At 33.1% G+C, this 15,783-nt stretch carries 12 protein-coding genes; 11 read left to right on the top strand and 1 reads right to left on the bottom strand.

Features of this window, described 5'->3' with window-relative positions; all coding sequences use genetic code 11:
- Window positions 1–37: 37 nt before the first annotated feature.
- Window positions 38–1,816 carry an arginine--tRNA ligase gene (gene argS, locus ACEN2I_RS12130; RefSeq protein WP_441766363.1) on the top strand — a complete coding sequence of 593 codons (1,779 nt, stop codon included), beginning with the start codon at window positions 38–40 and terminating at the stop codon, window positions 1,814–1,816.
- A gap of 101 nt (window positions 1,817–1,917) precedes the next feature.
- Here argS and ACEN2I_RS12125 read toward each other — a convergent pair whose 3' ends face one another.
- Window positions 1,918–2,823, bottom strand: coding sequence for a DUF6607 family protein (locus tag ACEN2I_RS12125; protein WP_441766362.1), 906 nt, complete (start codon window positions 2,821–2,823; stop codon window positions 1,918–1,920).
- Between the two features lie 103 nt (window positions 2,824–2,926).
- On the opposite strand from ACEN2I_RS12125, the gene ACEN2I_RS12120 reads away from it, so the two are divergent.
- From ACEN2I_RS12120 to ACEN2I_RS12075, 10 genes are all read left to right on the top strand, one after another.
- Complete coding sequence (locus ACEN2I_RS12120) at window positions 2,927–4,993, top strand: TonB-dependent receptor plug domain-containing protein (protein ID WP_441766361.1); 2,067 nt, start codon at window positions 2,927–2,929, stop codon at window positions 4,991–4,993.
- Window positions 4,994–5,019: 26 nt separating this feature from the next.
- Window positions 5,020–5,619, top strand: coding sequence for an HmuY family protein (locus tag ACEN2I_RS12115; protein WP_441766360.1), 600 nt, complete (start codon window positions 5,020–5,022; stop codon window positions 5,617–5,619).
- Window positions 5,620–5,888: 269 nt separating this feature from the next.
- Complete coding sequence (locus ACEN2I_RS12110; protein WP_441766359.1) at window positions 5,889–7,373, top strand: SGNH/GDSL hydrolase family protein; 1,485 nt, start codon at window positions 5,889–5,891, stop codon at window positions 7,371–7,373.
- 82 nt (window positions 7,374–7,455) lie between these two features.
- Complete coding sequence (locus tag ACEN2I_RS12105; protein ID WP_441766358.1) at window positions 7,456–8,787, top strand: GDSL-type esterase/lipase family protein; 1,332 nt, start codon at window positions 7,456–7,458, stop codon at window positions 8,785–8,787.
- 1 nt (window position 8,788) lies between these two features.
- Window positions 8,789–10,471: an MBOAT family O-acyltransferase gene (locus ACEN2I_RS12100; protein WP_441766357.1), complete on the top strand. Its 1,683-nt coding sequence runs from the start codon at window positions 8,789–8,791 to the stop codon at window positions 10,469–10,471.
- A gap of 172 nt (window positions 10,472–10,643) precedes the next feature.
- Window positions 10,644–11,996: a signal recognition particle protein gene (gene ffh / locus ACEN2I_RS12095; RefSeq protein WP_441766356.1), complete on the top strand. Its 1,353-nt coding sequence runs from the start codon at window positions 10,644–10,646 to the stop codon at window positions 11,994–11,996.
- A 155-nt stretch (window positions 11,997–12,151) separates the two neighbouring features.
- Window positions 12,152–13,033: a bifunctional 5,10-methylenetetrahydrofolate dehydrogenase/5,10-methenyltetrahydrofolate cyclohydrolase gene (locus ACEN2I_RS12090; RefSeq protein ID WP_441766355.1), complete on the top strand. Its 882-nt coding sequence runs from the start codon at window positions 12,152–12,154 to the stop codon at window positions 13,031–13,033.
- Between the two features lie 313 nt (window positions 13,034–13,346).
- A complete protein-coding gene (locus ACEN2I_RS12085) occupies window positions 13,347–13,961 on the top strand; it encodes a hypothetical protein (protein ID WP_441766354.1) in 615 nt (204 codons plus the stop codon).
- A gap of 4 nt (window positions 13,962–13,965) precedes the next feature.
- Window positions 13,966–14,256: a winged helix-turn-helix domain-containing protein gene (locus tag ACEN2I_RS12080; protein WP_441766353.1), complete on the top strand. Its 291-nt coding sequence runs from the start codon at window positions 13,966–13,968 to the stop codon at window positions 14,254–14,256.
- Window positions 14,257–14,393: 137 nt separating this feature from the next.
- Complete coding sequence (locus tag ACEN2I_RS12075; RefSeq protein ID WP_441766352.1) at window positions 14,394–15,779, top strand: DUF4153 domain-containing protein; 1,386 nt, start codon at window positions 14,394–14,396, stop codon at window positions 15,777–15,779.
- The last annotated feature ends 4 nt before the right edge of the window (window positions 15,780–15,783 follow it).

The following is a 15,783-nucleotide window of genomic DNA, read 5'->3' as shown; positions in this document are numbered from 1 at the left end:
TAAGCAGTATATTTGCACACTTTAAAAATAAGTTTACATGTCATTATCACAAATTCTTACTCCTTCTATACAAAGCGCCATACAAGCACTATTTGATGTTACTGTTGATAAAATTGAATATCAGACTACCCGAAAAGAGTTTGAAGGCGATATTACAATGGTCATTTTTCCATTAGTGAAATTGATTAAAAGTAATCCTGCTGAATTAGGAAATAAAATCGGAAATTACTTGGTAGAAAATGTCTCAGAAGTAGCCCGTTTTAATGTAGTTTCAGGTTTTCTGAATATTGTAATTGCAGACAGTTATTATTTGAATTTCTTTAATGGAATAAAAGACAATTCTAAATTTGGATATGTAACACCAAATCCGGAGGACAAGGCCATAATGGTAGAATATTCTTCGCCTAATACAAATAAACCGCTTCATTTAGGTCACGTCCGTAACAATTTATTAGGGTATTCTGTTGCTGAAATTATTAAAGCTTCGGGTAAAAAAGTGTATAAAACTCAAATCATCAACGATCGTGGAATTCATATCTGTAAATCGATGCTGGCATGGGAGAAATTTGGAAACGGTGAAACTCCTCAAAGTTCAAATTTAAAAGGAGATAAATTAGTTGGTAAATATTATGTTGAGTTTGATAAAGCGTATAAAGGTGAAATCAATCAATTAATAGAAACCGGCAAAACGGAAGAAGAAGCAAAAAAACAGGCGCCTATTATTATTGAAGCACAAGATATGCTTAAGAAATGGGAAGCCGGAGATGAAAAAGTAATTGCACTTTGGAAAAAAATGAACCAATGGGTTTATGACGGTTTTGCTGTAACATATACCAATCTTGGAGTTGATTTTGATAAATATTACTACGAAAGCAATACGTATTTATTAGGAAAAGATGTTGTTCAGGTTGGACTTGACAGAGGTGTTTTCGAAAAGGATCCTGACGGCTCTGTTTGGATTGATTTGACAGACGAAGGCTTAGACCGTAAAATTGTGTTGCGTTCAGACGGAACAGCGGTTTATATGACACAAGATATTGGAACCGCTATTCAGCGTGTAAAAGATATGCCGGATGTTGGCGGAATGGTTTATACCGTTGGTAACGAGCAGGATTATCACTTTAAAGTTCTATTCCTGATTTTGAAAAAATTAGGTTTTGACTGGGCTTCAAGTTTATATCATTTATCATACGGAATGGTTGATTTACCATCAGGAAAAATGAAGAGCCGTGAAGGAACTGTTGTAGATGCTGATGATCTGATGCAGGATATGACCAATACAGCCAAACAAATTTCTGAAGATTTAGGAAAACTGGAAAGTTATTCTACGGAAGAAAAAGCGAAATTGTACAAAACAATTGGGCTTGGAGCTTTAAAATATTACATTTTAAAAGTAGATCCTAAAAAACGTATTTTGTTTAATCCTGAAGAATCTGTTGATTTTGCTGGAAATACAGGTCCGTTTATTCAATATACCTATGCGAGAATTCAATCGATCATCCGTAAAGCTGATTTTGATTTTTCTGCTAAAACGAATATTGAAGAATTACACGAAAAAGAAAAAGAACTCGTAAAACAAATCGAACTTTTCCCGGAAGTAATTCAAAATGCGGCTCAAAATCATAGTCCGGCTTTGATTGCGAATTATACTTATGACCTAGTAAAAGAGTATAATTCTTTCTATCAGTCGGTACATATTTTAGGAGAAGTTGATTTGACTAAAAAAATATTCAGAGTGCAGCTTTCGCAAAAAGTTGCCGAAGTTATTAAAGCAGCTTTTGCTTTATTAGGAATTGAAGTTCCGGAAAGAATGTAAAAAAAAGGTTTGTTACATAATTATTAATTCGAAATAAGCAGCCATAAAAAGAGCCGATAGTCATAAAAAACTTTCGGCTCTTTTAACTAACACAAAACAATTTATTTTTTCACGAACTTATCAATAATGATGTCGGTTTCTGCTTTTGTGGCATTTGGTTTCAAATCAAACAAAAGTGAATAAAGTGCTTTTCTATCTACTTTGGCTTCTAAGTTTAAATCCTGATGTCTGTCAAACAGCGTTTGCCATTTATCACGAACATTTTTCCACAGGGCATTGTTTTCTGCCCACCATTTTTGACCGGCAATACATTTACTATCAGCAACTTTGGTATAGACATCAAACCCTTTTTCTTGTGCCAGCAAAACATCTTTTCCACTGTCATCTCTAATTAGCTTGTCATTGTCTTGCTCATGATTCCACCCTGAAGCGGTAATTTCATGAATATTTCTTCTCTTTAAAACATTATAATCATTACGTTTTGTCATTTCTCTTCTTGGCAGTGGTGCATCAGCAATGTTGGCCCAGTAATCCTTCCCATCAACATGAACCCATGTTGCAGTTCCTTCGTATCTTGGACTGTCATCTACCTGATATACTTTTTGTGTCCATTGGCCTTTAACTGCTTTCTTGTCCATTTTTTTATACTTCCATGAAGTGTTTTTGTCGAATAAATATAAATCAGTGTTTTCGTAAAGCCAGTCTTGTCTCCAGTGTTTGATAATCATATCGTCGCTTACTATTAATAAATGCTGCAAGACAATTTTGTTAGGCGTATCTTCTACTAATTCTACCCATTCCAGAGCCGATTCATGTTTGGTTTGTGAAGGTTTGTAAGTTGCAGAATCTTTTGCATATTGAAAAGTTTCTGCAAAATTAAATTTTACTTCATAGCACCCACACATAGATTTGATTGATTTGATGTCCTGCTGTTTTTTATCCTGACTGAAACCAAGACCGAAAGTTAAAGCCATAACGGCTGATAAGTAGAGGCTTTTTGTAATCATAATTATTATTGGTTTAATTTTTTTTGGCAAATATATAAAACTTATTTAGAATAAATAAAAATAATTATATATTTGCATTGGTTATTAAGACTGAATAAAAATAATGAAAAATAAAATTACCCTTTTTATGCTGTTTGTTTTTTGTCAGATTACTGTTGCGCAGGAAATACAAAAAGACAGTGTTGCTGCAAATGAATTATCAGAAGTTATGGTTGTTACCGGTACTAGAACGGAGAGAGTACTTTCATCGTTGCCGTTACCCATGACAGTCATTACATCTCAGCAAATTGTGAAATCAGGGGTTACCAGATTAAACGAAATTTTAAGTGAGCAGACAGGAATTATTTTGATTCCGGATGAAAGTGGTTTCGAAGGTATTCAGATGCAGGGATTAGATGCAGCGTATACCATGATTCTGATTGATGGTGTCCCACTTGTGGGGAGAACATCAGGAGTTTTAGATTTATCAAGGGTTTCTGTTGGAAATATTGAGAGAATTGAAATTGTAAAAGGTGCATCATCAGCTTTATATGGTTCAGAAGCTATGGGCGGAGTGATTAATGTAATTACAAAAAGACCAGTAAAAGATGTGTTTTCGGGTAATCTGTCTTACAGATATGCAACATTCAATACCAATGATGTGAATGCAAATGTTCTTTGGAAGAAAAAGAAATTTGCGGCTAATTTGTTTGCTAATTATTATTCAACTGATGGATATGATTTGGATAAAAGTACATCCCTGAAAAATGTAGAAGGATATCATAATACTACCATTCAGCCAAAATTATATTACGATTTTTCAAAAAACCTGAAATTAATTGTAAACAATCGTTTTTTTAATCAGAAAGCCGATAATGTTGCTGAGATTGAATCCGAAACCTATATTGGTGAAGCAAAAGAAAACGAATGGAATTCACAGATAAAGCTTGAACACAAATGGAATTCTAAAGTATATTCTGAATACGAATTATATACGACCAATTATATAAATGATTCATTTTTAAATGATGAAAATAATGTGCTTTTTGAGAAAACGTATTATGACCAATGGCTCTTCAGACCTGAAGTCAGAACCACTTTTTCGATAAAAAATGACAAATTAACTGCCGGAGTGGGTTTAAATTATGAAACCCTTGACAGAACCTATTTTGAAAGCAATGTAAATTTTAATTCGCAATATATTTTTTTACAATACGATTACAACCCATCAGGAAAATTGAATATTCTTGCCGGATTCAGATATGATAATCATAGCGAATACGCCTCGCAGTTTAGTCCGAAACTAGCTGTGAATTATAAGTTTAATAATAGTTTTTCTTTAAAATCGTCAGTTGGTTACGGTTACAAAGCACCAGATTTCAGACAATTATTTTTCGATTTTACCAATCCTTCAGTTGGGTATACCGTTTTAGGATATAATGTTGCAGAAGATCGCTTAACCGAATTTGAAGAACAGGGGCAGCTTTTGTCCAGAACAGCAGGGATAAGTTTTGACAAACCATTAGAAGCTGAAAGTTCAATTAATTTCAACTTTGGAGGTTTTTACAAAAGAGACAAACTAAAAATAGATGTAAATGCTTTCTATAATTTAATTGATAATTTAATTGATACACAGGTTGTAGCTCAAAAAATAAATGGTCAGAATATTTTTAGTTATACGAATTACGATAAAATATTTACTTATGGTATAGAGTATAATTCAACTTATAGTTTTACTAAAGAATTTGTTGTTTCGTTAGGGTATCAGTATTTAATAGCTAAAGACAAATCTGTTGTTGATAATTTTGAAGAACACCAATACATCCGAAATTCACAATTACAAACGGTTCAGATTAGTAAATCAGATTATTTCGGATTATACAATCGATCGAAACATACAGCCAATATTAAATTTGGGTACACAATTCCGAAAATAAAAACGGATATCAATTTACGCGTTTTCTACCGTAGCCAATACGGACTCTTTGATACCAACAACAATAACATTCTGGACAAATACGACCAATTTGTAAATGATTATTTTTTAATCAATTTGTCAATTTCAAAATACATTACGGACAAATTATTGCTTCAGGCAGGAGCTAATAATTTATTTGATTATACAGATTCTACTCAGATACCAAATCTTGCAGGAAGACAGCTTTTTACAAGAATTCAATATAATTTTTAATCAATATTTATTTAAACATTTTTACCATGAAAACAAAATTTTTAAAACTTTCTCTTTTAGCTTTAGTACTTTTTACTGCATCTTGTAGTAGTGATGATAACAATGATAATACAGTTCCGGCAGTTGAAACTGTAAAAGTTTCTAATCTTGATGCGTCACAAACAGGATATACGAAGTTCAGTTTTTCAGAAAATAAAGTCGTTACCACTGATAATTGGGACGTAGCTTTCAATACTACAACTATTATCGTAAATGGAGGAGTTAAAATGACTGATAATGAACCAAACAGAACAGGATCTGGTGCAGCCAGTATCGTTTCGGGAACATTCGCCAGCGTAACGTTATATCCTGCGGCTTCTGCTTTTGCTCAGGATGCAGCTACTGTTTATGCAATTCCTAAAGGAAGTGGAAAGGGTTGGTATAATTATGATATGAACTCTCATATTATTTCACCTATTGCTGGAAAAGTTTTTGTTATAAAAACGCATGATGGTAAATATGCAAAATTCGAAATTTTGAGCTACTATAAAGGGGCTCCTGTAACCCCAGACCCATTAAAAACGGAGGATACTGGGTTTTATACTTTCAATTTTGCTTATCAGGCAAACAGCACTACAACATTCTAAGAAAACATTTTAGCACCTGATAAAAGTGTGACTTAAGAATAAGAGTTAATAATATTCAATTATCAATTAGTTAATAACTTTGTTTTTTTTATTTTTTTTGATAAAGAGGTTAGATTCGTTTAGCCTCTTTTTTTTATTTCTTTATTGTTAAAATGAATTAAAAATGAATGTTTAGTTCTATCTTTGCGCATTATTTTTATAAGGAATTAATAGGAATTTTAAATACTTCTAGTTTTTGTTATTCCAATCTCAAATTTATAGTTTAGTAAGTGAATACAAAATCTTATTTTTTTCAGTCTTTTGCAATCGTAGCATTAGCTTTATTAGCTTTTATTGGATTTAAACAAATTTTACCAGATAAAATATTCTCTGATAGTAAAATCGATTCTAAAAACGTGCTGATAGATAGTTTGCTTTTAGAGTCGGTATCTAATGATTCTATATCTGAAGAAAGCGACAGCATAGTTGAAATTGAAAAAAAAGAAGCACAGGAAAAAATCGTTTACAAGACTTCAGAAGGAATTGAATTTCCTACTGAAACTTTTGAAAACTATAAAGGATATCAGTACCTGATTTCTTTCTACGAAAAATTATATCAGTTAGAGCAAAATCCGCAAAACAAAGTCAGAATTGCTTATTACGGAGATTCAATGACAGATGGCGATTTAATCGTTCAGGATGTAAGAACGAATTATCAGGAACGTTTTGGCGGAAATGGCGTTGGTTTTGTTTCCATAACTTCAGAATCTGCGGCTTCGCGAGGTTCTGTAAAGTCTTCATATTCTAAAAATTGGAAAACGCAATCATATTTAAATGTAAAAAAACCAGTAAGTCCGTTTGGAGTAAACGGTCATGTGTTTTTTGCAAACGACAAATCCAAGCCAACATGGGTGCAATACGAAGCAGGAACCAATAAATATGCAACGACTTTAGATAATCCCGTTTTGTTTTATGGAAAATCAGGCAAAAGAGGAAACGTGAACTTTATTGTTGGTAAAGATACACTTCGAAAAAATCTTGTTCCAGGTAATTTGGTAAACAGCTTAAAAGTAACTTCAGGAAGTATAAAGGCATTTAAAGCTAATTTTGTTGATGCCGATTCTATTCCGATTTATGGTTTCAATTTTGATAACGGAAGCGGTGTTCACGTTGATAATTTTTCACAAAGAGGAAATTCAGGTTTACCAATTTCAATGTTTGATGCTGAGGTAATGAGAGCATTTAATAACAATCTAAAATATGATTTGGTTGTTTTGCATTACGGAACCAATGTACTGAATTATGGTAGTAAAAATTACCATTGGTATGAAAAAGGTATGAAAAAAGCCGTGTCCAAAATAAGAGAATGTTTTCCGGGAGTTTCTGTTTTAATTGTTTCTACTGCTGATAAATCAACCAAATATGATTTAGAAATGAAAACAGATTCGGCAGTTGTTCCGCTAATGAAAGCACAAAAAAGATATGCTTTAGAATCAGAATCCGGATTTGTGAATTTGTATACTTTAATGGGAGGAGACGGATCAATGGTTAAATGGGCTGATGAAACTCCGGCAAGAGCCAATAAAGATTATACACATTTTAATCAACGAGGCGCAAAAGCAATCGGAAGATTATTATATGATCAGCTAAATAAAGGTTACGAAGAATATAAGATACTTCGAGAGAAACATGATGCTGCGCCTCGCCAGCAAAGAGCAGCACGAAAAACAAGCACAGATTCTGTTTCTGTAAAAAACGATACTGTAAATGAATAAACTTATTATTTTCTTTTGTTGTCTTTTTTTCTCCACAAACAACAAAACACAAAATTCGGTCTCAAATCCAATAACTAAAAATATGAGAAGTAAAATCGACAGTGCAGCGATTGAATCTTATGATGAAAATCAAATTTATAATGCAAAAGTATTAGAAAATGTTTTCAAAAAATTGCAGGAGAATGAAAGCAAAAGCAATCAGAAAATAAAAATCGTACATATTGGAGATTCTCATATTCAAGGCGATTTAATGACCAATGAAATCAGAAAGAATCTACAGAAGAAATTTGGAAATGCAGGACGAGGTTTCGTTTTTCCGTATCAGCTTGCAAAAACAAATGGTTCTTACAACGAACGATTTTCTTCTAACAGAACTTGGCAAAGTTACAGGAATATTAGTCCAGTAAAAAATAATCCGGTGGGATTAAGCGGAATTGGACTTTGGAGAGATGATGCCGGTTTTGCAGTGCAAATGAATATTAAAGATGCGGCCTATAAGTTTAATTCGATTCATATTATTACACCTCAAAACCAAAATATGTTTGATTTGGCAGTAGCATCTCAAACTAATATTATTCAAGGAACGGAGCAAAAAGTAGTTATACATAAAATAAAAAAAGGAGAGGCAATTTCGATAATTGCACATAAATACAATGTTTCTGTAGCTGAAATTAAAAGAGCAAATCAATTAAAATCAGATAATATTCGCGCAGGAAGAATTTTAAAAATTCCAACAAACGAAACCAAACCAAAAAACTTTAAAAGCTCAGAATTTGTTCCTTTAAATATAGAATCAGATTCATTTTCACATTATTATAAATCTGAAAAAGCATTAGATAAAATTTATTTGATTCCGAATAAAAATGCATCAAAATACGAACTTAACGGAATTGTTTTAGAGAAAGATGCATCAGGAGTAACTTATAGCAGTATAGGAGTAAACGGAGCTAAGTTTTCAGATTATAATAAATATCCGCTGTTTTTTGAACAGTTAAAAGCTTTGCATCCGGACTTGTTGGTGTTTTCATTAGGAACCAATGAAAGTTATGATCATGTAGAAGCAGATGCATATATTAAGCAATTGCGTCAGTTTATAAAAAATATAAAAGAACAAAATACCAATGTTTCTATAATTGTGATGACACCGCCTCCATCTTTTCTTAAAGGAAAAAGAACTAATACTTATGTTTACGATTATGCTAGAAGTATAATTCAAATTGCCGAAACGGATAATGTTGCCGTTTGGGATTTATATGATGAATTTGGTGGAATGCACGGAATTAATCAATTAAAAATTCAAGGATTAATTGGTCCGGACTGGGTTCACTATTCTAAAAAAGGATACGAGAAGCAAGGAGATTTGTTTACACAGGCATTTTTAAACGCATACAATAATTTTAAATTAAAAAATTAAGTTGATTACAATTGATAGGATAAATAATTGGTTTGTTCAAAACTTTGGTGCAGTTACCTTAGAAGAGGCTAAAAGTTGGTTTATATACAATCCGGAAGAAAAATTATTATTTAATACGGGTTTGTTTTTAGGTTTATTTCTGGTTTTTTATTTTGTGTATGGCTTTTTTTTACGAAAGACATTTTATTTGAGATTAACGTATGTTATTCTTTTCTCGCTTTTCTTTTATTATAAGTCAAGCGGAGTTTACTTTTTACTTTTACTGCTATCCTCTGTAGTTGATTATGGTTTGAGTCAGATTATTTACAATACAGCAAAAGACAGTACCAAAAAAGTATATTTGGTAATAAGCGTAATCCTGAATTTAGGATTGTTGGGCTATTTCAAATATATGAACTTTATGATCGTTACGTACAATGATATGTTTAATGGTCATTTTGAGCTTCATAATGTTTTTCTTCCGGTAGGAATTTCATTTTATACTTTTCAGTCGATGAGTTATATTATTGAGATTTATCGGGAAGAAATTAAACCGACAAAAAACTATATCGAATATCTGTTTTTTGTTTCGTTTTTCCCGCAGTTAGTTGCAGGGCCAATTGTAAGAGCAAAAGATTTTCTTCCTCAGATTTATCAAAAATTAAATCTGACGAGACAAGATGTAAACAATGCGTTGTTTTTGATTATTGGAGGATTAATCAAGAAAACGGTTATTTCAAATTACATTTCGATAAACTTCGTTGATCGTGTTTTTGATACTCCAATGACTTATACGTCGTTTGAAAATTTAATGGCTTCTTACGGATATGCCATTCAGATTTACTGTGACTTTTCAGGATATTCAGACATGGCCATCGGAATTGCTTTATTATTAGGATTCAAATTACCAACTAACTTTAGAACACCCTACAAATCGGTTTCGATTACTGATTTTTGGAGAAGATGGCACATTTCGTTGTCAACCTGGTTAAAAGATTTCTTGTATATTTCAATAGGAGGAAATCGTGAAGGTTCATTCGCCGGATTTTTATTTCCAAGTTTATTCTTCTTCGGATTATTGCTTTGGGGAATTACAAATATCAATACTAGCATTATTCCGTTAGCAATTGCTATTGGGTCAATTATTGTTTTTTGTTTGTCCTTTTTACTTTCAAAAAAGAAAAACCAAACACTGGTAACCAATTTTAATCTGTTTACAACCATGCTTTTAGGAGGCTTATGGCATGGGGCCGGAGCCCAATTTATCGTTTGGGGGGCTTTACACGGATTGGCTTTGGCGGTTCATAAAATATTCATGGAACTTTTTCCTTCTAAAAAGGAAGGTGCAAGTTGGTTGTGGAAATTCTTTTCTATTGTAATTACATTTCATTTTGTTGTTTTCTGCTGGATCTTTTTCCGCGCCAGAGATTTCGAAACAGCTTTGCAGGTTATCAATAATATTGGACAATTAACATTTGAACCAGAAAATTGGAAAACCATAGTTTTAGGATATAAAAATGTATTTTTATTGATGCTGTTTGGTTACGTTTGGCATTTTTTACCAGAGGTTATTACAGAAAAAATGAAATGGGTTTTCGATAATACGCCATTATTACTAAAAGCTGTAATTCTGGGCTTTGTTTACTGGATCGTTTACGCAACGGCAGTTGCAGGTTCGCAGCCCTTTATTTACTTTCAATTCTAAGCTAAATGAATTAATCTCGCAAAGTCGCAAAGTTTTATATTCTTTGCGACTTCGCGCCTTTGCGAGAAATAGCATAGTGAGCTTTGCGTTCTTTGCAGTTAAATGCTCTCAAATAAAAATTGCCTGAAATATCTAATTAGATTATCTTTGCACTTCAAATAAAGAAAATAGTATGTTTGATAATTTAAGTGATAAGTTAGATAAAGCGTTCCATATATTAAAAGGGCACGGTAAGATTACAGAAGTAAACGTTGCCGATACCTTAAAAGAAGTTCGTCGCGCCTTGCTTGATGCCGATGTTAACTTTAAAATTGCTAAAGATTTTACAACCAAAGTTAAAGAAAAAGCAATTGGTCAGGATGTTTTAACAACGCTTCAGCCGGGACAATTATTGGTGAAGCTGGTAAAAGACGAGTTGACAGAATTAATGGGAGGCGATGTTGCCGGAATCAATCTTTCCGGAACTCCTTCTATTATTTTAATGTCAGGATTGCAAGGTTCTGGTAAAACAACTTTTTCAGGAAAATTAGCCAACTTTTTAAAGACAAAGAAAAATAAAAAACCACTTTTAGTAGCTTGTGATATTTACCGTCCAGCGGCGATCAATCAGCTGCATGTTGTTGGCGATCAAATAGGTGTCGAGGTTTACTCAGAACCAGAAAATAAAAATCCTGTTGAAATTGCTCAAAACGCAATCAAACACGCAAAAGCAAACGGTTTCAATGTTGTTATTGTCGATACCGCTGGTCGTTTGGCAGTAGATCAGGAAATGATGGACGAAATTGCCCGTGTTCATAAAGCAATTCAGCCTCAGGAAACTTTGTTTGTGGTCGATGCCATGACAGGACAAGATGCTGTAAATACTGCAAAAGCTTTCAACGATATCCTGAATTTTGATGGGGTTATTTTAACCAAATTAGATGGTGATACTCGTGGTGGAGCTGCAATTTCGATTAAATCGGTAGTAAACAAACCAATCAAATTTGTTGGTACAGGCGAGAAGATGGAAGCAATTGATGTTTTCTATCCGGATCGTATGGCCGAGCGTATCCTTGGTATGGGTGATGTTGTTTCCCTTGTAGAAAGAGCGCAGGAACAATTTGACGAAGAAGAAGCCAGAAAACTTCAAAAGAAAATTGCTAAAAACGAATTCGGTTTTGATGATTTCTTAACGCAAATACAGCAAGTTAAAAAAATGGGTAATATGAAAGACCTGGTCGGAATGATTCCTGGTGCTTCAAAAGCCATGAAAGATGTAGAAATAGAAGATGATGCTTTTAAACATATTGAGGCAATCATTCACTCTATGACACCAACCGAAAGGAGTAAACCAGCCATCATCGACGTAAAAAGAAAGGCCAGAATCGCTAAAGGTTCCGGAACTAAAGTAGAGCAGGTAAACCAGTTGATGAAGCAGTTTGAGCAAATGAGCAAGATGATGAAAATGATGCAGGGACCAGGCGGGAAAAACCTGATGAAAATGATGGGAGGCATGAAAGGAATGCCAGGCGGAATGCCGAGATAAAAAAATAAAAAGTTTCAAGTTTCAGGTTTCAGGTTTTGAAACAGAAATTTGAAACTTTTTAATTTAATAAATACGAGTTTCGTTTAACTTGACTCGAGGCTAAAGCCGAATTGGCGCAGCAAACTTTAAACATGAAACAAAAATAACAAAACACAATGCAGCTACTAGACGGTAAAAAAACATCCGAAGACATTAAAAACGAAATTGCAGCCGAAGTTCAATCCATAAAAGCAGCCGGAGGAAAAGTACCTCATTTAGCAGCTGTTATTGTAGGAACAAATGGAGCAAGTTTAACTTACGTAGGAAGTAAAGTAAAATCTTGCCAGCAAATTGGTTTCGATTCCACTTTAGTTGCATTGCCTGAGGATATTACCGAAGCAGATCTATTAGCTAAAATTAAAGAACTAAATGAAGATGACAATCTTGACGGATATATCGTTCAGTTGCCTTTGCCAAAACATATCGACGAACAAAAAATTTTATTAGCAATAGATCCTGATAAAGATGTTGATGGTTTTCACCCAACAAATTTTGGAAGAATGGCATTAGAAATGGAAAGTTTCATTCCAGCTACACCTTTTGGAATCATGCAATTATTAGAGCGTTATAAAGTAGAAACTGCCGGAAAACATACTGTGGTAATTGGAAGAAGCCATATAGTAGGCCGCCCAATGAGTATTTTAATGAGCCGCAAAGGAAATCCTGGTGATTCAACTGTTACGCTAACACATAGCCGCACTAAAAACTTAGAAGAGTTTACCAAAAATGCAGATATTATTATTACAGCTTTAGGAGTTCCTGAGTTTTTAAAAGGTGATATGGTAAAAGACGGAGTTGTAATCATTGACGTTGGAATTACACGTGTAGAAGATACATCAAACCCCAAAGGATACGTTATAAAAGGCGATGTTGCTTTTGATGAGGTAAGCAAAAAATCTTCCTTTATCACACCAGTTCCGGGTGGTGTAGGGCCAATGACCATTGCAATGTTACTTCAAAATACTCTTTTAGCCAGAAAAATCAGAAGCAGAAAATAGTATTCATAAATACATAAGCATAGCCCATTCAAAACGAGTGGGCTTTGTTGTTTTATACTTTGGGCGTGACCGTATTTGCAAAAAGGCGCGCCACCATTTTTGCATATTGTGCGCCTTTTTGCAAATACGGTCGAGCTATCCGCGCTACTTCGGTAGCCAGCTCCTATCTCTCACGCGACTCAATTTGATAAAAGCTTTTATTTCTTAAGTTTTTTAAAAGCCTTTTGAATACAAATTTCTGGAATAAAAAAATCATTTTTTAGTTTGTCAATTCAAAATAAAACATAACTTTGCAATACAAAGTACTTTAATTATGAACCAGAAGCACCAGGAAGATTTAGCACACATTCGTTCTATGATGGAACGCTCTTCAAGATTTATATCCTTAAGCGGACTCTCTGGAGTCTTTGCAGGTCTCTCAGCGTTGATTGGCGGATTGTATGTGTATCAGCTATTCAAAGCAAATGGACTTGAATATTTTGATGGAGATCATAAATTATATTCAGTTGATTTGGTTTCTGAATTATTTTTGACAGCATCTGTAATTTTACTGTTTGCATTAACATTCGGAATCTTTTTTACCATCAGAAAAAGTAAAAAATATAATCTGCCTATCTGGACATCTGCCACGAAAAAAATGTTATTAAATTTAGCAATTCCACTTGTTACAGGTGGTATATTTTGTCTGGCTCTTCTGCATCATCAAATTTACGGCTTAGTAGCTCCTGCTACTTTAATATTTTATGGTCTGGCTTTGATAAATGCAGAAAAGTATACATTTTCTGATGTAAAATATTTAGGATTTTCTGAGTTGATTTTAGGATGTATTGCTCTTTTTTATATTGGATATGGACTAATTTTTTGGATTGTCGGTTTTGGTATTTTGCATATCTTGTACGGACTAATAATGTTCAAAAAATATAAATAAACCAATGGGAATCATTGATAAACTAAATAAAGATTTTGAAAGCCGTGTCAGATTGGGTATTATGTCCATTTTGATGGTGAATGAATGGGTTGATTTTACCGAAATGAAAGGTTTATTGAATATCACAGATGGTAATTTAGCGAGTCATTCATCGGCACTTGAAAAATCCGAATATATAGAAGTAAAAAAGGAGTTTGTTGGTAAAAAGCCAAGAACTTCCTATCGTGTTACCGAAAGAGGTCGTTTGGCCTTTAAAGAACACCTGTCTTACCTTGAAAAGTTAATGAAATCGTAATAATCAAAATTTTTTGTCCAATAACTTTGAAAAACAAAGTACTTTTAAATTATTAAACTATGAAATCGCCAAGAAAAAATATACCAATACATAAATGGCGATAACATAACTGGCAACAATTAATAAATTCTACAATTATGAAAAAACACCACCTTATTTTAGCTTGCAGTTTGATATTTCTACTGCTTTTTTACAAAGAAGACCTGGGTCTTAATTTTGCTCTATTTGGGCTGGTATTAACAGGTTTTGTTTGTTATTTCTTTCAGGATCGGTTTTCTGAAAGGGCACATTTGATTTTGGTCGTAACATCAATTTTGTCTTGTTTGGCTTATGCCTGGTACGGAGATTTCGCTTCTTTTTTAGCATTGGCATTGTCTGTGCTTTTTCTACAGTTTAAAACGCAGGATGTCAAACTTAAAATGGTCCAAGTTTTTCCGCTGATCTTTTTAAACGGAATTACTTCGTTAGGTCGAATACTCATGTTTAAGCAATGGCTTCCGGAAAAGAAAATACACAATGATTTCGCTAAAAAACTGGTTGCATTTTTTGTTATTCCGACTATTTTCGTTGTACTGTTTTTCATCGTCTATTCTTTTGGAAGCAACCATTTCTCTTCATTGTTTACAGATTATACGTTAGATATCGATATTGTACAATTGCTAATAATTAGCGTTTTGGGTTTCTATATTTCTTTCAGTTTTTGGAATTATTGGGTTCCGGAAGTTTGTTATAAAAAAAATGAATTGTTGGATAATGATTTTAAAAATAGAGATGAGATCAAAAATCAAAATACATTCTCGTTTCTTGACTTAGACTTCGAGAGAAAAAGTGGTGTAATTACTTTAGTACTATTGAACCTGATGCTTTTAGTATTTATTGTAACGTACAATTACGAGCAGTTTTTCGAAGTGATAGAAAAATCTCAATTAAGCGCTGCGACACACGAAAGAGTAAATTCAGTAATCTTTTCAATTCTTATGGCTGTCGGTGTGATTTTGTTTTATTTCAAAGGAGGATTCAACTTTGATGAAAAAGCTGTTTTGCTTAAAAGATTAGCCAAAATTTGGATTTTTTTAAATGGTATTTTGATTGTGAGCACAATTATTAAAAATTCAGAATACGTTTCATTTTACGGATTAACTTATAAACGCTTGGGAGTTTATGCCTTTTTGATTCTGGCAATTATTGGTTTGGTGTATGCTTTTCTAAAAATTGCAAAGCAAAAAACAAATGCCTATCTGGTAAATCAAATGGTTTGGTATTTCTACGGAACTATTCTTTTATGCAGTTATATTAATTGGGGAAATCTTATTACAAATTATAATATCTCTGTAAATAAAGGAGTTGAAAAAAAATTTCTAAGAAGTTTGAATTATAATCATAAAGAATATTATGAGTATTTTAAACTTCATCCAGAAAATATGCTAGATAAGGATGATTTTAAATTAGGTTATAAAGAGCCGCAGCCTGATAAAAGCTTTTTGTCACAAACACTTTATTACGAATTTTTAGAAGATAATTAAAAAG

The sequence above is a fragment of the Flavobacterium sp. W22_SRS_FK3 genome (genome assembly GCF_052113665.1).
Classification (GTDB): Bacteria; Bacteroidota; Bacteroidia; order Flavobacteriales; family Flavobacteriaceae; genus Flavobacterium.
This window is presented reverse-complemented; position numbering and strand designations above follow the sequence as displayed.

Bases quoted from the DNA above. Each gene is read 5' to 3' on its own strand.
- argS (WP_441766363.1), top strand. From the start codon at position 38: ATGTCATTATCACAAATTCTTACTCCTTCTATACAAAGCGCCATACAA.
- ACEN2I_RS12125 (WP_441766362.1), bottom strand. From the start codon at position 2,823: ATGATTACAAAAAGCCTCTACTTATCAGCCGTTATGGCTTTAACTTTC.
- ACEN2I_RS12120 (WP_441766361.1), top strand. From the start codon at position 2,927: ATGAAAAATAAAATTACCCTTTTTATGCTGTTTGTTTTTTGTCAGATT.
- ACEN2I_RS12115 (WP_441766360.1), top strand. From the start codon at position 5,020: ATGAAAACAAAATTTTTAAAACTTTCTCTTTTAGCTTTAGTACTTTTT.
- ACEN2I_RS12105 (WP_441766358.1), top strand. From the start codon at position 7,456: ATGAGAAGTAAAATCGACAGTGCAGCGATTGAATCTTATGATGAAAAT.
- ffh (WP_441766356.1), top strand. From the start codon at position 10,644: ATGTTTGATAATTTAAGTGATAAGTTAGATAAAGCGTTCCATATATTA.
- ACEN2I_RS12090 (WP_441766355.1), top strand. From the start codon at position 12,152: ATGCAGCTACTAGACGGTAAAAAAACATCCGAAGACATTAAAAACGAA.
- ACEN2I_RS12085 (WP_441766354.1), top strand. From the start codon at position 13,347: ATGAACCAGAAGCACCAGGAAGATTTAGCACACATTCGTTCTATGATG.
- ACEN2I_RS12080 (WP_441766353.1), top strand. From the start codon at position 13,966: ATGGGAATCATTGATAAACTAAATAAAGATTTTGAAAGCCGTGTCAGA.
- ACEN2I_RS12075 (WP_441766352.1), top strand. From the start codon at position 14,394: ATGAAAAAACACCACCTTATTTTAGCTTGCAGTTTGATATTTCTACTG.